The 19,585-nt window shown below is 47.3% G+C and carries 17 protein-coding genes; 11 read left to right on the top strand and 6 right to left on the bottom strand.

Annotated elements, in window-relative coordinates; all coding sequences use genetic code 11:
• Nucleotides 1–9: 9 nt before the first annotated feature.
• Nucleotides 10–1,785: a class I mannose-6-phosphate isomerase gene (locus HB364_RS00400; RefSeq protein ID WP_167285930.1), complete on the bottom strand. Its 1,776-nt coding sequence runs from the start codon at nt 1,783–1,785 to the stop codon at nt 10–12.
• Between the two features lie 189 nt (nt 1,786–1,974).
• Nucleotides 1,975–3,594, bottom strand: a complete 1,620-nt coding sequence (locus HB364_RS00395) for a hypothetical protein (protein ID WP_167285929.1) — start codon at nt 3,592–3,594, stop codon at nt 1,975–1,977.
• 241 nt (nt 3,595–3,835) lie between these two features.
• Here HB364_RS00395 and HB364_RS00390 point away from each other — a divergent pair, with 241 nt between their 5' ends.
• The 5 genes from HB364_RS00390 (at nt 3,836) to HB364_RS00370 (ending at nt 8,791) form a co-directional block, all read left to right on the top strand.
• Nucleotides 3,836–4,738 (top strand): decaprenyl-phosphate phosphoribosyltransferase, encoded by a 903-nt coding sequence (locus HB364_RS00390; protein ID WP_167285928.1) that lies wholly within the window; start codon nt 3,836–3,838, stop codon nt 4,736–4,738.
• Nucleotides 4,739–4,753: 15 nt separating this feature from the next.
• Entirely contained in the window at nt 4,754–6,088 is a 1,335-nt protein-coding gene (locus tag HB364_RS00385) for an FAD-binding oxidoreductase (protein ID WP_167285927.1), read from the top strand.
• Nucleotides 6,089–6,101: 13 nt separating this feature from the next.
• Complete coding sequence (locus HB364_RS00380) at nt 6,102–6,833, top strand: SDR family oxidoreductase (RefSeq protein ID WP_167285926.1); 732 nt, start codon at nt 6,102–6,104, stop codon at nt 6,831–6,833.
• On the top strand, nt 6,830–7,423 hold the full coding sequence (locus HB364_RS00375; protein ID WP_167285925.1) for an HAD family hydrolase: 594 nt from the start codon (nt 6,830–6,832) through the stop codon (nt 7,421–7,423). Before HB364_RS00380 ends, HB364_RS00375 begins: the two co-directional genes overlap by 4 nt.
• 228 nt (nt 7,424–7,651) lie before the next feature.
• Nucleotides 7,652–8,791, top strand: coding sequence for a hypothetical protein (locus HB364_RS00370; RefSeq protein ID WP_167285924.1), 1,140 nt, complete (start codon nt 7,652–7,654; stop codon nt 8,789–8,791).
• Between the two features lie 80 nt (nt 8,792–8,871).
• Here HB364_RS00370 and HB364_RS00365 read toward each other — a convergent pair whose 3' ends face one another.
• Nucleotides 8,872–10,785 (bottom strand): PKD domain-containing protein, encoded by a 1,914-nt coding sequence (locus tag HB364_RS00365; RefSeq protein WP_167285923.1) that lies wholly within the window; start codon nt 10,783–10,785, stop codon nt 8,872–8,874.
• Nucleotides 10,786–11,080: 295 nt separating this feature from the next.
• Between HB364_RS00365 and HB364_RS00360 the strand changes: the two genes are divergently transcribed.
• From HB364_RS00360 to HB364_RS00345, 4 genes are all read left to right on the top strand, one after another.
• The gene (locus HB364_RS00360; RefSeq protein ID WP_167285922.1) at nt 11,081–12,217 is read left to right on the top strand and encodes an MFS transporter; all 1,137 of its coding nucleotides are present in this window, start codon (nt 11,081–11,083) and stop codon (nt 12,215–12,217) included.
• A 146-nt stretch (nt 12,218–12,363) separates the two neighbouring features.
• Nucleotides 12,364–12,999 carry a DUF4136 domain-containing protein gene (locus HB364_RS00355; RefSeq protein ID WP_167285921.1) on the top strand — a complete coding sequence of 212 codons (636 nt, stop codon included), beginning with the start codon at nt 12,364–12,366 and terminating at the stop codon, nt 12,997–12,999.
• Between the two features lie 27 nt (nt 13,000–13,026).
• A complete protein-coding gene (locus tag HB364_RS00350; RefSeq protein ID WP_167285920.1) occupies nt 13,027–13,647 on the top strand; it encodes an outer membrane beta-barrel protein in 621 nt (206 codons plus the stop codon).
• 194 nt (nt 13,648–13,841) lie between these two features.
• Nucleotides 13,842–14,588, top strand: a complete 747-nt coding sequence (locus HB364_RS00345; protein WP_167285919.1) for a class I SAM-dependent methyltransferase — start codon at nt 13,842–13,844, stop codon at nt 14,586–14,588.
• Nucleotides 14,589–14,620: 32 nt separating this feature from the next.
• Here the strand turns inward: HB364_RS00345 and HB364_RS00340 are convergent, their stop codons facing one another.
• Nucleotides 14,621–15,172, bottom strand: coding sequence for a YqgE/AlgH family protein (locus HB364_RS00340; RefSeq protein WP_167285918.1), 552 nt, complete (start codon nt 15,170–15,172; stop codon nt 14,621–14,623).
• A 330-nt stretch (nt 15,173–15,502) separates the two neighbouring features.
• Between HB364_RS00340 and HB364_RS00335 the strand changes: the two genes are divergently transcribed.
• On the top strand, nt 15,503–16,900 hold the full coding sequence (locus HB364_RS00335; RefSeq protein WP_246228255.1) for a sensor histidine kinase: 1,398 nt from the start codon (nt 15,503–15,505) through the stop codon (nt 16,898–16,900).
• Here HB364_RS00335 and HB364_RS00330 read toward each other — a convergent pair.
• Entirely contained in the window at nt 16,866–18,116 is a 1,251-nt protein-coding gene (locus tag HB364_RS00330) for an S-adenosylmethionine:tRNA ribosyltransferase-isomerase (RefSeq protein WP_246228254.1), read from the bottom strand. The genes HB364_RS00335 and HB364_RS00330 overlap by 35 nt on opposite strands.
• Before the next feature lie 2 nt (nt 18,117–18,118).
• The gene (locus tag HB364_RS00325; protein ID WP_167285916.1) at nt 18,119–18,529 is read right to left on the bottom strand and encodes a DUF3052 domain-containing protein; all 411 of its coding nucleotides are present in this window, start codon (nt 18,527–18,529) and stop codon (nt 18,119–18,121) included.
• A 583-nt stretch (nt 18,530–19,112) separates the two neighbouring features.
• Here HB364_RS00325 and mraZ point away from each other — a divergent pair.
• Nucleotides 19,113–19,583: a division/cell wall cluster transcriptional repressor MraZ gene (gene mraZ, locus HB364_RS00320; protein WP_167285915.1), complete on the top strand. Its 471-nt coding sequence runs from the start codon at nt 19,113–19,115 to the stop codon at nt 19,581–19,583.
• Nucleotides 19,584–19,585: the final 2 nt, after the last annotated feature.

The raw sequence follows: 19,585 nt of genomic DNA, 5'->3' as shown, positions 1-19,585 counted from the left end.
CGTTAGTTATTAGTTGATCCGGTAATCAATCAGGTTTTCGGGGCGTACATAGGCTTTGACCGTGGCGCACTCAGTACCTGCTCCTTCTCCCCAGGGCCGTATGGTATAAGTATCTATGGCTGCCGGTACAATAAATGTTTCGGCATAGTGAACAACAAAAGGAGCAAAAGCGCCTGTAGGGCTTTCCACAATCGCTTCCCTCCCTTGTACCAGGTTTAATACATTCACACTGCCATTGGTATGGTGGGTGACTGTTTTGGTAAACCAATGCCTCCTTGTTTCAATGAAAGATTCTTTGTGCAGGCCGGTACGTTCTTCTTTCCATCCATCACCGGCAGCGATGGGCTCAATATGATTAATGATATTTTTCCGGGTCCAGTTGGTGGTACGGTCCCACTGGATAGAATTCTTTCCATGCTCCAGTGATATGGGCCGGGGTTTGCCATCCAGTCCCATGCGGCCCCAGTCCCACAACTTAAAGGTGAAAATATAAGGGGTGGCGCTGATCTCCAGTACCACACTATTGGCGCCGGAACAATGTACGGTACCGGCAGGGATCAATACATGGTCATGTTGTTTTACCGTCCATTTTTCTACATATTCATCGGCATCAAATTCCCCGCCTTCTTCTTGTGCAGTTTCCAGCGCCTGCAACATCTTCTCCGGTACTACCTTTTCCTTTAAGCCGAGGTATACAAAAGCGCCTTCTTTGGCTTGCAGGAAATAATAGCTTTCGTCCTGCGTATAGGCCATGCCAAATTTATCGCGTATATAGGCTTTCAGCGGGTGCACCTGTAAGCTCAGGTTGCCGCCTTCCATGGTATCCAGGAAATCAAAGCGGATGGGGAATTCAGGCCCGAATGCTTCATACACCTTATCGCCCAGCAAGGCTGCCGGCTGGAAAAATACAAGATTAAGAGAGGGTGTTTCAAATTGCAGGTTATCAAAACGGAACAGCAGGCTGTTCTCTTCGGGCACACAATCAAAGCCCCAGGCAAAATTGGGCACTGTGCGTTCCAGGTCGAAACTTTCTTTCAGCCATTGTCCGCCCCAGGGACCCGGATCAAAGAAGGGTACTACCCGGAAGGGGCCCTTGTTCGTTTGCTGCAATGCCTGCCTGAATGCAGGACCGGTGATCATTTTAGGGGTGCCGGCAATGGTAGTGTCCAGCACATAGTCCCACTGCTGCATCTGACCGGCCTTGTGCTTATCACATACCCGCCAGTCGACAAAAAAAGCCCGCTTATACTGGTAGCTGAAGGGGGCTGTGTAGTTGGAAGTGCCCAGGTTGGCTACTTCATCCCTTTTAAAGCGAAGCTGGATCTCCCAACGGGGCATATCGGCATATACCAGCAGCTCGGCGGCTGGCGTTATCACCGATGCGCCGGTACCATATACCAGCACAATGCCTTCGGGTATCGCTTTGATCTTCTCCTGCAGGGCTTTAACGGCTTGCTTATTAAACAGGTCGGCCATTTGCAGGCTGGTGATATAGCCAAAAACAGGGTCATCGGTTACATAGGGGTATACTTTTTCATCCAGCACGTTTTCCGGCAGCAGGGCATCGCAACTGCGGAAGGAGGCGGTAATGCAGGCCATGCCCGCAAAAGCCTGTTCAATTTCCCGGGTAAACACCCCGTGATAACAATCTATGCAAATGACCTTGCGGCCGGGGAGGGTACGTAGCTGTTGCAGAAGGGCTGTTGTTATATTCTCCCATCCCTGGTATCCTTGCATGTTCTGAATAACTACTTCCGGATGCTTATTGAAATTCGTTTTTTCCAAAGGGGTTCAGTTAAATGATTAGTTTTTAATTCATTATATGTAACTGGTAAGCGCTTGCCTGCCTGGTGTCCTGCAAATGTATCAATTATGTAAGTATGTATGTACATGTTGGTTAACTTATTTTGGATATACTGGGGGTATTCAGCCTAACAGCCTGTAAATGCATATAATAGCGGAATGGAAAGTATGCTACGGCTTCACATACACTTCCACCCAGGCGTCGGTGCTGGGCTTGCGGGGGGCTACAAACGCATCTACTTTTTTGTAATTGGCCTGCAGGGCTTCCCGTACTTTGAAGGGATAGAAATTATTGAGGTAGGGAATGTATTCAAACAATACCAGGTCGTAATGCTTGTTTTGAATGCGGTTGATGAACATATTGGTTTCCTTGTCAAACATGCCCACGCCTTTGTGGAACCAGAGCGGGTACTCCGGGCCGGTTTCCAGGGTATAGGGTATTTCGGCTGCCAGCGGGGTCAACTCACTCATGTTCAGCACCTTCAGGTTCTTGTTATTTTTCACCAGGTCCATATTCATCAGGCGCTCGATGCCATCGGCAGTGGGGTTGGGCACCATGATCTTTTCAAACGATTTCAGGTTGGGCACCCGCCATTGATTCAGGGAAATATCGGTCGTATCCATTCCGATCATATATGTATTCCGGTTCACCACATTGGCATAGGTATGACCTTCATGCGTCATAGTGGTATAGGATTCGCCGCCCTTCAATACAAAGCGCTGTACATAACGCCAGTAGGTGTGGCTCCACCACAGTAGTACGCCGGCGGCACAAACGATCACCGGCTTCCAGCTATCAAACGGGATGGGCAGCAGCAGGGACAACAGGGAAATGATGAACACAAAGGCAAAGCTGTGAAAGAAAATATTATTGTCTACCGGCACATAGCTCGTTACCTGGAAAATAGCCGCCTGCGCCAGGATACCCAGCGTGAGCAGGGTGAAGATCATCTGTTGCTTATTCAGCCAGAATTGCTTCCAGTTCTTAACAGCTACCAGCAACAGCAGGGCAATGATAAACAGGTAGAACTTCAGCCACTGGGAAGCGGCGAGGAAGTCGCCGATGATATCGCTGATCGACATGCGGGAGCTATGGGGCGGCTGACCATGATTGAACCAGTAACCGAAGGTGCCTGTTACCGGCAGGATCATGGCAAGGCCGGTGATCAATACAGCGCCGATGAAGATGCCCAGTGACAACCACTTCTTCTCCGTAAGGGCCGAATAACCCAGCAGGGCGAGGCAGATGAGCAGGGCCAGTCCGCCGCCATCCTGCTTGGTAAAGAAGGAACAGAATATAAAGAAGCCGGAAGCCACCAGGTAAACGTATTTCCACCTGCTTTCGGCGGCAGCAAAGAGGTACTTCATCAGGAAGGCCAGGCCAATGAGCTCATAGGCAATAACCGTATTGTTATACCAGGGCCAGTAATTACCGAATACATAGGAGAGACAGAATACCAGTACCGCGGCAAAGCGGATGCCCGGCTCTACCCCCAGGCTCCTGAAAATAGAGCGGAAGGCCAGTCCGGACAGGATATTGATAAAAGCCTGCGCCTTGACCAGTGTAATAAGCTGGGGACCGAATATTTTGAAGAAGAAGGCAGGGATCACCCAGTACATATAACCTACCGGCATGCCGAAATCCTTGTAAGGTACCTGCCCCTGGTAGAGGCGGTAAGCTCCTTCCCACGATAAAAAGATATTAATACGATAGGGGAAGCTGGCAAATACAGGGATCATTGCAATAATAACAATGACCAGTATCTCTGCGGAGGATAAAATTCGTTTCATGTAGATTGAATATGGTGTAGGGCGCCGAAAGCCGGTTTAAGGTTATGCGAAAGTAGCGAGCGGAAAAATAAATAGCAAGTAATTGTATTTTGTTGATAAAAAGCTGTTTTTCCGCTACTAATGGGGATTGGGTAAATTCCCCCTGCCCGTGAATTAATCTTTATTTCATGTGCGTCACATAGGCTTCGGGCTTGCATTAGAGCTTTTTGTGCTGTATCTTGTGCCCGGAATTGACTGTTTCATGCGGGATTATATCAAATTATTACGACCTAAAGACTGGGCAAAAAACCTTTTCCTGTTCATCCCCTCTTTCTTTGCAGGTAAACTGTTTAACCCTTCGGAGTTCAAAGAGCAATTTTTGTTGCTGATCGGCGGCTTTTTTGCTTTTAGCTTCCTTGCCAGTAGTATTTACATCATTAACGATTACAGGGATATTGAGGACGACCGCAAGCATCCTAAAAAGTGTAAGCGGCCGCTGGCATCCGGAAAGGTAAAGAAAGGAACAGGTCTGGCTATTTGTATCCTGCTGGCTGTGGCCGGCCTGGGTATTGGCGCCCTGCTCGACAATACGTACAAGTTCCTGTTTATTACCGGTATATATTACCTGCTGAACCTGGGATACTGTTTTGGATTGAAGAATATATCCATCGTGGATATCATCATCGTTTCTACCGGTTTTGTGTTGCGGGTGAAGGGCGGTGCTGCCCTGGGCGATATCCATACCACAGAATGGCTCATTATTATGACCTTCCTGCTGGCCCTGTTCATGGCCATTGCCAAACGCCGGGACGATGTGATGCTCAAGGTTTCTACCGGCACCGATATGCGGAAATCCATCAAAGGCTATAGCCTGGAATTCCTCAATACCCTGCTGGGACTTTTTTGCGCCATATTGATCGTGTCCTATATCAATTACACGGTATCGGGCGCTTTATACAAAGAATTTGGACACCGTTTATATTATACATCACTGTTCGTAATAGCCGGCATTATGCGCTATTTGCAGATCACTTTCGTGCTCAACAGAGCCGGCTCGCCTACCGAGATCCTTTACAAAGACCGTTTCATCCAGCTTACCCTCGTTCTATGGATAGCCAGTTTTTATTTTATCCTTTACCTGAAGGATATCACTGTTTTCAAATAAAAAACGACTATTCGCATGAAAAAAGAAATTGCCAACTGGGGTAATTACCCCGTGATGGAGAGTGATGAACAGCAGTTCAGCTTTGATGACCAGTTGCAGCAAATGGTGAAGGATACCCACCACTTTATTCCCCGTGGCAATGGCCGCTGTTATGGCGATGCCTCCCTGGGCGGACAAACTATTTCCACCCTCAAATACGATAAGATACTCTCCTTCGATGTGCAGAACGGCGTGTTTGAATGCCAGAGCGGACTGGTACTGGACAAGATACTGGAAGTGATCGTGCCCAAAGGCTGGTTCCTGCCGGTAACGCCCGGCACCAAATTCATCACCGTAGGGGGCGCAGTAGGCAGTGATGTACACGGAAAGAACCACCACGTGGATGGCTCTTTTTCCAATCATATTGTGGAGATGGATATTGTGCTGGCTGATGGCCGGGTACTTACCTGTTCACCCACACAATACCCCGACCTGTTTGAAGCTACTTGCGGCGGCATGGGCTTAACAGGCATGATCAGCCGGGTGAAATTCCGCCTCAAGAAGATCGAGACCTCCTGCATTAAACAAAAGCAGATCAAGGCTGATAACCTGGAACATATCATTCAGTTGTTTGAAGAATACAAGCACTACACCTATTCCGTGGCCTGGATAGATTGCCTGAAAAAGGGCAAGGGTTTTGGCCGCAGTATCCTGATATTAGGCGAACATGCTACGATCAATGACCTGAATGATAAACAGCGTAAAGACCCGCTGCAGCTGCCTAAGAAGAAGCAGATCACATTTCCTTTCAACCTGCCTTCGTGGGTGTTGAACACGTTCACCGTAAAAGCATTCAACTTCTTATACTACGGCAAGAACTTCAAAAAGGAGATCAACAATGTGGTAGGTTATGAACCTTTCTATTACCCCCTGGATGCCATCCTGCACTGGAACCGTGGTTATGGCAAGAAGGGTTTTATACAGTACCAGTTTGTAGTACCCATGAATGCCAAGCAGGGATTGATCGAGATACTGCAACGCATCAGTGATAAAGGGATCGGTTCTTTCCTGGCCGTGCTGAAAGTATTTGGTAAGCAGGAAAGTCTTATTTCTTTCCCGGAAGAAGGATATACCCTGGCGCTGGATATACCGGTGCGCAAAGGGCTTTTTGAATTCCTGGATGAGCTGGACCAGATCGTGCTGAAATACGGCGGCCGTTTGTACATGAGCAAGGATGCCCGTATGAAACCCGAAGTGCTGGAAGCCGGTTATCCCAGGCTGCAAGAGTTTAAGGACATTGTAAAAAAATACAACCCGGACGGTAAGATACGTTCTACGCAATCGGACCGCTTATTATTGACCACCAACTGATGAAGGATATCTTATGTCTACTGTTTTAATTTTAGGAGCTGCCTCAGATATGGCGGTGGCCATCGCCAAGAAATATGCGGCCGAAGGCAATGCCATACAACTGGCGGCGCGTAATATACAAAGGCTGCAACCCCTGCAATCAGATATTGCTATTCGCTACAATACCACCTGTACGGTGCATGAATTTGATGCCCTTAACTTTAATTCCCACCAGGCCTTCTTTGACCAGTTGCCGGTAAAGCCCGATATCACCATCTGTGTGTTTGGCTACCTGGGCGAAAATGAAACCGCCAGGGCGAGTTGGGTAGAAAGTGAAAAGATCATCCATACCAATTATACCGGTGCTGTTTCCATACTCAATGTGGTCAGCAATTACTATGCAGCACAGCAGAAAGGCGTTATTGCCGGTATCAGCTCTGTGGCTGGTGAACGTGGCCGGCAGAGCAATTATATCTATGGCAGCGCCAAAGCCGGCTTTACGGCCTACCTATCGGGACTGCGCAACCGGATGTTCCATGAAAAAGTACATGTGGTAAGCGTGCAGCCAGGCTTTGTGTATACGCGCATGACAGAAAATCTTACGTTGCCTCCTTTATTGACAGCAAATCCCGAAGCAGTGGCCAATACAGTATACAAAGCTGTAGCGAAAAAGAAGAATGTGGTGTATGTAAAATGGTTCTGGCGCTGGATCATGCTGATCATTAAGAGTATTCCCGAATTCATGTTCAAAAAACTGAAAATGTGAGCCGGCCTATTGCTTTCTTCGATTTTGATGGTACCATTACCACGAAAGATACCTTGCTGGAGATCTTTAAATACCGGCATGGAAAGCCGAAATTCTACCTGGGCTTTCTGTTGAACAGCCCTTTCCTGGTGGCGTATAAAGCGGGTATTATCTCCAATCAGCTTGCCAAGGAGAGAACATTGAAGCATTTCTTTGGCGGCATGAAAGCGGATGACTTTAATGCCTTCTGTGAGCAGTTCGCCCGGGAGATCATTCCCTCCCTCGTACGTAAAAAAGCATTGAAAGAAATAGACCAGCTAAAGCAGGCCGGGGCAGAGGTGGTGATCGTATCTGCCTCACCCGAAAACTGGTTGCAGCCCTGGTGTGCTACGCTCAACCTGCCATTGCTGGCTACCCAACTGGAAGTGAACAACCATAAGATCACGGGCAAGATCAAAGGCACTAACTGCCACGGCGAAGAAAAAGTACGTCGTATTAAAGAAGTCTATGATCTTTCGGCTTATAAAGAGGTTTATTGTTATGGTGACACCAGTGGCGATAAGCCCATGCTTGCTTTGGCTACCCACGCCTTTTACCAGCCATTTAGATAATTCCCGCCGGCGGCGATGCTACCGATCGCATTATTTCAACCATGCACACGCTAAGTTTTTCATTAAAATGACTGACCGTTATTGGAAATCGGGTTAAATCTCCTTACCTTGAACTTCCTCCTAACAGTGAGGATCATACCCTTCCGCACCGCCCCCTTGACGACCAATCAACTTATCCAGGTTTCTATTCCGAAGGCCATAGATATAGCATATTGACAATATATAAATATGTTTAAACCCCTTTTGGCTGTTTGGAAAGGGCGCTGGTATAAAAAATTGGTGTTAATCATTAGCCTTATCCTGGCATCCCTTTACCCGATTCACAGAAATTATGACCATGGCCTGGGCGCCTGGCAATACGACCGTCATATCCGGTTCTTAGCCTCCGAATCTGACTTCTTCAATCCATGGCAATACCGTATTCTTTGCCCTTTAATTGTTGAAGGCGTTAAATGGGGTTATGATCACAGCATTGATCGTTGGGTCCCTTTGGATTCTGTCATTCACTTCGATCCGCAACAGGCAGCCAATACCACCGATATTAACCAATCTCTCTTAAACAATAAGGACGCGTTGATCTACCTGATCATCTTTACGGCACTCAGGTTTGCCATTAACGTATTGATCTACCTGCTCACCTTTTCCATCTTTGCCTGTTTCACCCGCAACAACTGGCTCAATGCGCTGGGGGTGTTGCTTGTTTCCCTGGCCATGGGCAACGCCGTATACAACAGCGATCTCGCACTCAATACCTATCTTGATCTGTTGCTGTTCTTATGGATGGCCTGCATTGTTCTTTACAAAGGGAATGACTGGTGGATATTGTCCATTACTATTCTTGGTGCATTGAACCGGGAAACAGCGCTGCTCATTCCCGGACTGTACTTTCTGGCTTCGGTCGTTGATACCTCCCGTGGGAAACCGCTGCCAGGTATCAAGTGGCTGCGCAACCCTACGGGGCGTACCTGGACCATCACTGCGGTATCGGTCGTTGCTTTCCTGCTCATTTTTATCGCCATCCGGTTGTATTATGGATTCCGGCCTCCCGGGATGCAGGAAGACTATAATCTGTCTTTTGGATGGACCCTGATAAAGATCAATGCCTTCAGCAGGCAGGCCTTGCGGACCTACAGTGAGATCTATGGCGTGTTGGGTTTCCTGCCATTTATTTGTTTGCTCACCTTCCGCTACAATTCCATGCTGCTACGTGTGTGGGCGGTGGTGTTGGTGCCTGCCTGGATAGGTTTACACTTCGTGACCTCTGTAGCAGGCGAAAGCAGGTATTACATCGTAACATTGATCCTGGTGCTGGTGCCGATGTTGCTGGAGATGATCAGGCGGGCGGAACCGCAATCATCATCAACCTGATCTCCAATAAAAAAGCCGGGCCGCACTAAGCGGCCCGGCAGCGATCATCATTCATGGTGTGCTTTTATCCAACAGCTTCTTTATTTTTTAATAATCTTCCTGAGCTCTCTTAACTGGTCGCCTACCGTAATCTCCATCAGGTAAATGCCGGGCACCAGTTGAGCCATTTCCATCACTACGGTAATACTTTCTTCCTTCTTCATCCACTGCCGTTGCTTCACCAGTTTACCATCCATGCTCAGGAGGCGCACCTGCAGTGTTCCTTTCCGTTCATCGGCCAACTGTACTGTAACATTTTCGGCTACGGGGTTGGGAAAATATTCCAGTCTTGCGGGCGCCTGGCCGCTCTTCACCGGTAGAATAGATGAATACATAATGGTTTGGCCATTGGCATTTACCAGCTTTAACCGGTAATACCAGGTGCCACTGTGTACCTGCGGATCAGTGAAGGTATAGGACTTCTGTTGCATCGTGCTGCCTGCTCCCTGTACGGATCCGATCGTGGTAAATCCTTTTCCATCTGCACTGCTCTCTACGTCAAAATGATCATTGCCTTCTTCCATAGCGGTAGACCATGAAAGCTGGGTGATGCCTGTATTGGTATTCGCTTTAAAGTACAGGAGTTTAGTGGGCAGCATGGAAGCAGAAGAAGTCACCGACACAAGATCCTGTGTTTTGGCGCCTTGTGCATCCGTTGTTTCCAGCCTGAACTGGTAAGTGCCTACCAGCAGGTTGCTGAGGTCGGGATTGGCTACTGCATCATTGGAAAGGGCATATACAGCAGGGCCGGCAACCTTGGTCCATTTGTAGGTAAGCACGGCGCCATCCGGATCATAGGAATCACTGCCATGCAGGGTGGTGGAGGACACGGCTGTATTGATATTGATACCTGCCTCTGTAACCGGTGGCACATTGGTGACGGCTCCGTTTACAACAGTTACAGTAATTGTCGTTTTGGTAAAATCAGCCCGGTCATCGGCCACTGTTAATTCAAAAACATAAGTGCCTGCTGTCGTAAGACCGTTGATACGCGTTAAGCCATCAGTAGATACCGGTGTAACAATGCTGCTGTTAACAGGGCCGGAAGTTTGTTTCCATACATATCGCTGAATAGTGCCATCGGCATCGGTAGATTTGGCGCCGCTCAGGTATGCTATACCACTGGACGTGGAGATCGTAAAGTTGGAGCCGGCATTGGCTACGGGACGAACATTCACCGGTTTACTTTTATCCTGTCCCAGCATCCATTCATATACGTTGGGGTTTTGCCAATTATACACCGTATCAAAAGCACGGTCCCATACGCCATGGCCGCCAGTGGGCCAGAGGGTCATATACCCTTTCACCGGGGCACTGCAGTTGTTATTAATATAACTTACAATGGTGCTGGTACAGCTTGCCTGTGTGGTAGGATCATTTTGCGCATGGAAAGCCCATACCGGTAAGTTAGCTGCAGCGAGGTTACAGAAGCTAAGGCTTTGGCAGGTAGGGCAGCAAGGTGCTACAGCACTTAATTGTTTGGCCTTTGCCACCGATTCACCGGGATAGTACCATACACCGCCGCCGCCAAGACTAAGTCCTGCCAGTGCAATACGGTTGGTATCCACATTCAGGTTAGCTTTTGCATACTTGATCATTTCTTCTGTATAAAAATTCTCCCACCAGCCATAGCTCGAACTTAACTGGGGTGATAATACCAGGAATGTTTGCCATTTGCCATTCCAGAAGAAACGCATTTTGTGGCCTGCTTTAATGTATTTGGGAATGCCGTTGGCGGTGACCCTTGTTAATTCGGTGGTGCCATTGCCACGTTCGCCCATACCATGCAGGAAAATAATGAGGGGGTACTTTTCCCCGCTGGGGTTGTAATCTGTGGGCGTATACTGGTAGAACCCGATATACACACCATTGGATGCCGTCAGGCTTTTGGCTACTTGCTGGCCTGAAGCAAGTGCAGACATGAGGATGCCTGCCACGAGTAGAGTGGTTTTCATAGATGCTCGATTTAGGTAATGAACATGGGCTTTGCTCTGCCATGTAATGCAAGCATTACATGGTGCCCGATACGGATCATGGTACTGGGTGAAAAATCCGCAATTACTGTACCACTCAGCAGTTTTGGCACGCCTGAGCTGCACAAACACGCAAAATCGAGTGGTTTTGCAGGCCCATAGTAGATTTCACATTGTTTGGCTGGTAGATTTCTTGTCCGGAAAATAACATCCCGGAAAGGCCGGCCAGTTGCTTTTTGATCTACAGCAAAAATAGTCCGGCTATCTTTGCGCCAACATGACCAGTCACAAGCCCCTTATACACCGCATTGCTGCTTCCTGCTTCTTTTTTATATGCGGGTTTGTATTTGCTACCTGGGCCTCGCGTATTCCTGCCATCAAAGAACAATTTCACCTGAATGAGGCCGAGCTGGGCGCTGTATTATTCATGTTGCCCCTGGGGGCATTGGTGGCATTGCCTTTTGCCGGCTGGGTCGTGTCGGTAGCAGGCAGCAGGATCATGAACTTTACTTCTGCCATCAGCTATGCGCTCGTCCTGCTGTTCATTGGTTACAGCAATACGGTATTCCTGCTATCCACCGCTTTATTCCTGTTTGGTTTTTGTGGCAATACACTCAACATTGCCATGAATACACAGGCCTTGCTGGTGCAGGAGGAGATGTATAATAAGTCCCTGCTTTCTTCTTTTCATGGTGTGTGGAGTATCGGCGCTATGACAGCCGCGGCCTTTGGAGGGTACACAATGAAGATTGGAGCTACTACAATGCAACATTTCCTGACGGTAGCTGGTATTGTAGCGCTGCTCTCCTGCATCATGGTTTTCTACCTCATCCGGAAAGCTAAACCGGAAGGTGAACAAAAGATCTTTGCTTTGCCCGATAAGACCCTTTGGTTATTGGGCGCCATTTGTTTTTGCTGTGCTATTTGTGAAGGCGCTATGGCCGACTGGAGCTCGCTGTACTATAAGCAGGTATTGAATGATCTTCAGCGCGTGAGTACTACCGGTTATATGGTGTTTGCCTGTATGATGGCATTGGGACGGTTGATAGGTGATGCAGTGATTGGCAGGCTGAGTTATAAAGGAGCGCTTATGCTGGATGGTATATTGATCACAGCAGGATTGATAATAGCTACTTCGCTGGCGCATCCGGTAATGGTTATAATAGGTTTGGGGCTCATTGGTTTTGGGGTGGCTACCGTAATACCTATAGTATATAGCCTTAGCGCCAAAACCACTACCATGAGCACCAGCGCTGCCCTTGCGGCGGTGAGTACAGTAGGTTTCTCCGGTTTCCTGGTGGGGCCGCCTGTGATCGGTTTTATTGCCCATCAAACAGGATTACGTTTTGCCTTAATGCTTTTATCATTGCTTGGCATCATTATTTTGTGGTTATGCCGGAAAGTGAAATCGTGAGTGGTGAGTGGCGTTTGTGTTCACAACTCACTGTTCACAACTCACAATTTAATCTCCTTTTAATACTGTTATAGCCCTGTTAAGCCCGCTTCCACACTAAACCCTGGCACCTGTTTTTACGTCTAATTGGCGTAAATAATAATGCAATGAAAAACATATTCTTAACGATTAGCGCGGCAACAGTGATCGGGCTGTTTGGAAGCTGTACCAAAGAGCCGCTCAATAACCTCACAGAAGATGAAAGCCGCATTTATATTACCAACCACGATAGTGCAGCCGTTTTCAGCTCGTATAGAACATTCAGCATCGTTGACTCGGTATCTGTTATCAATAATAACAGGTTAGTGGAGAAAGCCGTCACGGACTATGACCTGGCTGTTATTGATGCCCTGAAGAGCAGGTTACAGCAACAAGGGTATACACTGGTGGCCAAAGACGCGAATCCTGACCTTGGTATTAACGTAAGCCGGATCTATAATACCTATACCGGCATTGTAAGTTATACCGATTACTGGGGTAGCTATTATGGTTACTGGGATCCTTTCTACTGGGGTTATCCCGGCTACGGTTATGGGTTTCCCACTTACTATGGGGCCTATGAGATCAGGGAAGGCGCCTTATCTATTGATGCGCTCGACCTGAAAGATGCAGGCGCCGACAAAAAGATCAATGGGGTATGGATGGGATTGGCGCGTGGTTCCGGTGTGTTCCGCACTTCCAATGTGACCAATCATATCAAGAACCTGTTTGATCAGTCTGCTTACTTTAAAGCTGCCCAATAATTTACAGGACAATTAAAGATTACAACAATGAAAACTTCCTATAAAATAATAGCAGTGCTGGTGGCCGGCCTTTTTATTGCAGGCATGGCGCAGGCACAGGAGGGACGGCTGAGCCTCAACCTCAATTACTCTATCAATACCCCCACAGGTGATTTTAAAGACTTTGTCAATAAAACCTCTTACCGTAGCTGGACTGCCAGCTTGTTATACGGCCTCAATGATAAGTTATCGGTAGGTTTTGGAACAGGCTTCCAGGATTTCTACCAGAAATATCCGCGCCAGGTATATAAGCTGGATGATGGCAGTGATATTTCTGCTGTAGTTTCCAATTCTGTACAGGCTGTTCCATTGCTGGCCCAGGTACAGTATAACTTCATACCGCACGCGGCTGTGCAGCCTTATGTAGGTGTAGGAGTGGGTGGTAACCTGATCCTGTACCGTCAATATGTGGGTGAGTTTTCCGACAGTAAGAATAAGTTTGGATTTGCAGCAAGGCCCGAAGCCGGTGTGTTCATTCCTTTCCGTAAAGAAGGACCTGCCGGTATTACCCTGCGGGCCGATTACAACTACATGCCGGTTACATACGGCGCCCTGGATGGAATGAGTAACTGGGGGGCAGGTATTGGTGTAAAGTTCCCTTTACAATAGTAATATAAATAATAAGTGCTGAAAGTTTGATGAGAAAGCCCCGCAATTCGTTTGCGGGGCTTGTTGTATATCGGAATATTTCAATTAGTAGTTTATACTTATACGTTAATCATTAAACATTTAATTATGTGTCGTGCGGTAAATATAAGTGAAAATGGTAACGGTTACTTTGTGCCACAAACGAATAATAGAAAATGGCCGAACACAGGAAAGAATTTTCTAATAACTATTTCGATTCGGGTGAGCATAAAGTGGGTGAGTACAGTTCCTATGAAGCAGAGCGATTTTACCCGGCCTTTATATCAATGGTGACTGAAATACAAAAGAGATTTCCCGGTAAGAAGATTTTGGACCTGGGTTGCGCCAAAGGTTTTTTGGTGGATGTACTCAGGCAGAACGGATATGATGCCTATGGAACCGATATCAGTGAATACGCTATTAAAAGTTGTCCGCCAGGACTGACGCCATTTTTACAGGTATGTGATTTGAATACTGATAGAATACCCTTCCCGGATTCCTTTTTCGATATTATTGTTTGTATGGGTACGCTGGAGTATGTCGAAAACCAGGAACACGCTTTACAGGAAATAAACAGGATATTAAAACCGGGTGGCGCGTTTTTAATGACAACGCTTAATTCGGTGACCAGGGAGGATGAATTACGGAAATATGCACGAAAGGAAGAAGACTGGCAAGCCACATTTGCTAAACTGGGGTATAGCAGTAAGAAGGAACTGGCGGTTAAAGTCTTCACCGGTTACGTTAAAAAGATCACCGAATACGATTTTGCCAGGTCATTAAGTGATCCGAAAAACAGTAACCTGAAAATGAAGATTGCCGGTCTGTTTTTTAAAACGATTGGGAAGGGGATGATCGTTCAGTACCTGCTCAATAAGCAACTGCAATCGGGTTACCTGATGCTTGGATATATCAGGCAATAATACCTCGTTGTATATATTCCCAGGTTTTCGGCTTAATTCAATTGCGGATCAATCGGGAAGTTGGCCATCATTTCATAATCACCACCCAGGTGTTTCAGGGCTTCCCGCCATATCTCATCTGTTTTACGGTGGAAGACCAGTTTTTTGGTGGCTTCGGCAGTAAGCCAGGATTTCTCCTTCAGTTCATCATTCAACTGGCCGCTGCCCCAGCCGGAGTAGCCTATAAAGAAACGTATCTTGTTCACATCAATGGAGCCTTCACGGATAAGGTTGATGGCCGTTTCAAAATCGCCTCCCCAGTAAATGCCGTCCAGTACTTCATAACTGCCCGGGATCAGTGTGGGGTATTGGTGCAGGAAGTGAATGGTGTCCATCTGGACCGGGCCGCCATAAAAAACAGGTAATTTCAGTTCATCCAGGTCATTCATCAGCTCATTCAGGGTATGCTCATAAGTGCGGTTCAGTACAAATCCAAAACTACCTTCTTCCTGGTGATCACAAAGAAAAACGACCGTACGCATGAAATTAGGATCTTTTAAAAAAGGTTCGGCTATCAACAGCGTTCCAGGTCCCGGTGTAATCATATTCCTAAATTAAGACTTATTTACTGCTGGCAAAATGATTGTTTAAAAAAAGGGATTCGTTAAGTAAATCTTCATAAGTTAGCGGTCAGGTACCCGGGAGGCGTGGTACCCGGTAAGCCGCCCAGGAAGGGCGATTCTTCCGGCATCCTGATAAAACTTAGTTAAATCAAACCCTCCCGAATTCATACCTGTAGCGGTTCTGTAATCAGTTTATTAAATTTGCCGATTGAAAATTACCTGCAGGGAAAAATTGACCAACCAGAGTTGATTGCGTGGCTGAGTTGTTGAGTAACAGGCAGGTAAATGGACGTGGCGTTAAAATCATATCAGTTGCAATTACGGAAAGTATTTCCTGTTATCATCGTATTGATCAGTTTGTCGCTGATAGGCACCATCTATGTGCAATACAATTGGTTGCAAACAATGCTGGTGGATAAGCAGGGGGAGGTCCAATTTAAGATAACCCGTGGAATGGGTGAGGTAGGCGCCTTGCTCATGGACCAGAAAGGCACGCTGCCATCGCTCAAAAACTTCCGTACCAAGCCCGGGTTCAACTGGCCTTCCGAACAGTTTCAGAATGAATTAATGAGGCCGCCTACCATTGCACAGAAGTTTACCGAATTTGAAGTAGAAGAAAAGCTGCGCAAGGCATTTGATAGTCAGAACCTGCAAAACCTGAAATTTGAATTTGCGATAACATCCAATGTCAACCTGCTGTCTTATGAGCTCAAGTCAAAAGGGTTTTTGAAAGCAGCGGAAGATATTGATACTACGAATGGGAATAACATCACGTTTGTGTACTATTTCCAACCGCCCAGTGGCAGTGACCTGGAGAACCTGGTACCCGATGAAAGAATGATCGTTATTGTTCCCAATGTTAAAAAAATCATTCTGCAGCAAATGAAATGGATGATCGTCGGGGCCGTTTTTTTCACCATCATGATCATAGCTGCTTTCTATGTGACCGTCAACGCCCTGTTGCGGCAGAAGAAGCTGAGTGAGATCAAGAATGATTTCATTAACAATATGACGCATGAGTTTAAAACGCCACTGGCTACCATCTCGCTGGCAGTAGACGCATTGCGGAATGACAAGGTATTACAGGACCGGACCAAGATGGACTATTTCAGCAGCATCATCAAGGAAGAGAATAAGCGGATGAACAAGCATGTGGAAACCATTCTGCAAGCAGCCGTGATGGACAGGCAGGAGCTGCAGTTGAATAAATTGCCCCTCCATGTGCACGACCTGATCCATGAGATCATGGATAATTATACTTTACAGTTGGATGAGAAGCAGGGGCAGGCCGACCTGAACCTGAGCGCCCGCAGGGATTATATACAGGCCGACCCCGTGCATTTCCGCAACCTGATCTCTAACCTGATAGACAATGCAGTTAAATACTCCAAAGAGAACCTGCTGTTAAAAATAACTACACACAGTACCAATAAGAACCTGGTGATCCGCATCGAAGACAATGGTATTGGTATGAGCAAGGAAACAGTACGCCGCATCTTTGAAAAATTCTACCGCGCACATACCGGCAACCTTCATAATGTAAAGGGATTTGGCCTTGGCCTCAGCTATGTGAAGACCATTGTAGATGCACACAATGGAAAGATCAAGGTAGAGAGCGTATTGGGCAGAGGCTCTGCCTTTACGCTGGAATTACCTTTGCTGAAAGAAAAACCGGTTACCGAAACAGCAAGCATCCATCACCATAACTGAGAAACCGGAATTCATGTTCCAGTGCATATTCGTAGATACTTTTCCATTGCTCTCCCGCAAAGGCTGCCACCAACAATAACAAAGTAGATTGTGGCTGATGAAAATTCGTTACCAATGCCTTTGGCAGGCGGATGGTATAACCAGGTGTTATTAATAACCGGGTTTTCGTGATCAGCCGTTCCCACTGTTGTTTTTCCATATAGCGCAGCAGGGAAGTAAGCGCTTCCTGCACTGTAATAGGCGAGGCCTCCAACTCATACGCATCCCATTGGTTAATGACAAGTTCTTCAGGAGGCAGGGCAGGGAATAAGATAGTTTTGACGCCCAGCCAGTAAAGACTTTCCACGGTGCGCAAAGTAGTTGTGCCAACTACTGTAATGTGCCGGTCAGCATAATCAATCAATTGTTGGATGAGTGCTGCCGGTACATCAATAAACTCCGCATGCATTTCATGGCCATCCATGTTATCGCTTTTCACCGGCTGGAAAGTGCCGGCGCCTACGTGCAGCGTTACATAATTGCGCAGGATGTTTTTGGCATCCAGTCGCTCAAAGAGTGCTGGTGTAAAGTGGAGGCCCGCTGTGGGCGCTGCCACTGAGCCCGCTGTATGGGCATAGATGGTTTGATAGCGGGTAGCATCTGAGAGCTCCGCTGATCTTTTAATATACGGGGGAAGTGGAATGATCCCTGCAATATGCAGTACCTCTGCAAAGCTCAGGGAGGTGGGCGTCCAGGATAGCTCAATGGCAAAGCTGTCCTTTATCTTTTCCAGGTACCTTGCCTGCAGTACAATAGAGCTGTCGCCCCAGGGAATTTGTTTCGCCAGTAATTGACCGCTCTTCCATTTTGACGCTCCGCCGATGAGGCACATCCAGGTTACCCGGGTTTGTTGCGACATGGCAGTGGTGATATCGCGGTACATGGGGTGTGGCTCCAGGCAAAATACTTCAATGGAGGCGCCGGTGGGTTTTTGAAACAATAACCTTGCTTCTACAACTTTGGTATCATTGAATAACAGCAGGGAGTCTGGCGGCAGGTGTTGATCAATGTTACGGTAAATATCTTCTTTGATCTTTCCTTCTTTATAGATCAGCAATTTGGAGCTGTCTCTTTCGGGTAAAGGGTATTTCGCAATCCGGTCTTCCGGGAGCAGGTACGTAAAATCTCTGATGGCTATACTTTTGGGATGCATATCGGGCACGGCTTTCTGCCGCATTTTTATCGTTTTGCCTTGGGTACTACTAATTTCAGGCCACTCCATTGTTCACTGACCGCACAAACCTTAATATCAACCAGGTCATGCTGTAAAGCATACCCGCGGATGGTATCTTCTGTAAGGTCTGTAGCTATGCCGGAACTTTTCTTGTACCAACTGACCCAGATAATAACGGATGGGTTGGCTGTATATACCGCTTTCAATAACCGCATTTCCTGTTCAAATTGTTGCTGGCTGGTTACGAACAGGTGGATGAGGTCGGGTACGTCTTTTTTGCCGGCCAGTTGGGCGCGTATGTCAGATTCCAGTAATTCCATGTAATTGCCGGGTGCATGCAGAAGTTGCACTTTCATATTTTCCTTGATGCCCAGTTTCTTTAGCAGGGGAGTTCCTGAGTAGCCTGATGTTGCCATACTATCGCCGGTTTAGTGACGGGCCGGCCTTATTCCCACAAATGTACACCTTCACCGATATATGCACCCCATCTACCTGCCAGGGAAGGGTAATCCTCCTATCTTCTACCTACCATCCTGGGGTCATCTTAGGGTCATCTTAGGGTCATCCTAGGGTTTTCTTAGGGTATTCTTAGGGTTCTAACCTCAGGATGACCTTAGGATAACCCTAAGAATACCTGAGGGTACCCTGAAGATGGAGCCACCATGTTCGAACCTTCCTATAACCCATGCAGGAGCAATGGGTTTCGATACTTTCCGGGATAAAACAGCAAGGCCCGCCGGGTGGTCTGACCAGGCAGCGGAATCACACACAATGCACATGGGGAGTAGGCTTATCCACAGGTTTTGCGCCGCAATTCACAGTAAATGCACCGGGATATGAGCTTCCGTTGATGAAGGAGTGGTTGAAATGAAGCCGTAGCCGTACTTGTATGCAAATCAAGACTTGTGGAAAAAATAAAAATTCCAAATCCACGTTTAAAAGTGGGAAAAAGTGTTATTTTGTGGTAATTAAAAGCGATAAGGGGTTAAGTGATTAGAAATGAATGGTTTCATAGGCGAATACGAAGCAACTTTGGACGCAAAAGGTCGCTTCCTCTTGCCGGCGGGCTTTAAAAAGCAGTTGCCGGAAGAGGCCGGAAGCCAGTTTGTTGTTAACAGGGGGTTTGAAAAATGCCTGACGCTGTATCCCATGAAAAGCTGGGACCCGATTTTCGCTGAGTTGGGCAAATTGAATGATTTTGACCCCAAAGTTCGGGAATTCAGAAGATACTTTCTGAATGGGGCGCAGGTGCTGGAACTGGATAGTGCAGGTCGTTTGCTGGTGCCGCCGAATTTGAAGGACCATGCCGGGCTGGAAAAGGACATTGTGTTGGTGGCGGCGATGAACAAAATTGAAATCTGGGATAAGGATAAGTACCAAAAGCTCTTTGAATCTTTTTCACCCGAAGCTTTCAGTCAGTTGGCGCAACAGGTGATGACGGCGGCCAGCCTGCCGGGAGGTCAGCACTAAGC

Origin of the sequence: Paraflavitalea devenefica (genome assembly GCF_011759375.1) — a bacterium.
Classification (GTDB): Bacteria; Bacteroidota; Bacteroidia; order Chitinophagales; family Chitinophagaceae; genus Paraflavitalea; species Paraflavitalea devenefica.
Note: the sequence above shows the minus strand (reverse complement) of the source record. Positions and strands in the feature narration are given on the sequence as shown.

Bases quoted from the DNA above. Each gene is read 5' to 3' on its own strand.
- mraZ (WP_167285915.1), top strand. From the start codon at position 19,113: ATGAATGGTTTCATAGGCGAATACGAAGCAACTTTGGACGCAAAAGGT.
- HB364_RS00345 (WP_167285919.1), top strand. From the start codon at position 13,842: ATGGCCGAACACAGGAAAGAATTTTCTAATAACTATTTCGATTCGGGT.
- HB364_RS00330 (WP_246228254.1), bottom strand. From the start codon at position 18,116: ATGCGGCAGAAAGCCGTGCCCGATATGCATCCCAAAAGTATAGCCATC.
- HB364_RS00365 (WP_167285923.1), bottom strand. From the start codon at position 10,785: ATGAAAACCACTCTACTCGTGGCAGGCATCCTCATGTCTGCACTTGCT.
- HB364_RS00325 (WP_167285916.1), bottom strand. From the start codon at position 18,529: ATGGCAACATCAGGCTACTCAGGAACTCCCCTGCTAAAGAAACTGGGC.
- HB364_RS00360 (WP_167285922.1), top strand. From the start codon at position 11,081: ATGACCAGTCACAAGCCCCTTATACACCGCATTGCTGCTTCCTGCTTC.
- HB364_RS00350 (WP_167285920.1), top strand. From the start codon at position 13,027: ATGAAAACTTCCTATAAAATAATAGCAGTGCTGGTGGCCGGCCTTTTT.
- HB364_RS00370 (WP_167285924.1), top strand. From the start codon at position 7,652: ATGTTTAAACCCCTTTTGGCTGTTTGGAAAGGGCGCTGGTATAAAAAA.
- HB364_RS00355 (WP_167285921.1), top strand. From the start codon at position 12,364: ATGAAAAACATATTCTTAACGATTAGCGCGGCAACAGTGATCGGGCTG.
- HB364_RS00380 (WP_167285926.1), top strand. From the start codon at position 6,102: ATGTCTACTGTTTTAATTTTAGGAGCTGCCTCAGATATGGCGGTGGCC.
- HB364_RS00340 (WP_167285918.1), bottom strand. From the start codon at position 15,172: ATGATTACACCGGGACCTGGAACGCTGTTGATAGCCGAACCTTTTTTA.
- HB364_RS00385 (WP_167285927.1), top strand. From the start codon at position 4,754: ATGAAAAAAGAAATTGCCAACTGGGGTAATTACCCCGTGATGGAGAGT.
- HB364_RS00390 (WP_167285928.1), top strand. From the start codon at position 3,836: ATGCGGGATTATATCAAATTATTACGACCTAAAGACTGGGCAAAAAAC.
- HB364_RS00395 (WP_167285929.1), bottom strand. From the start codon at position 3,594: ATGAAACGAATTTTATCCTCCGCAGAGATACTGGTCATTGTTATTATT.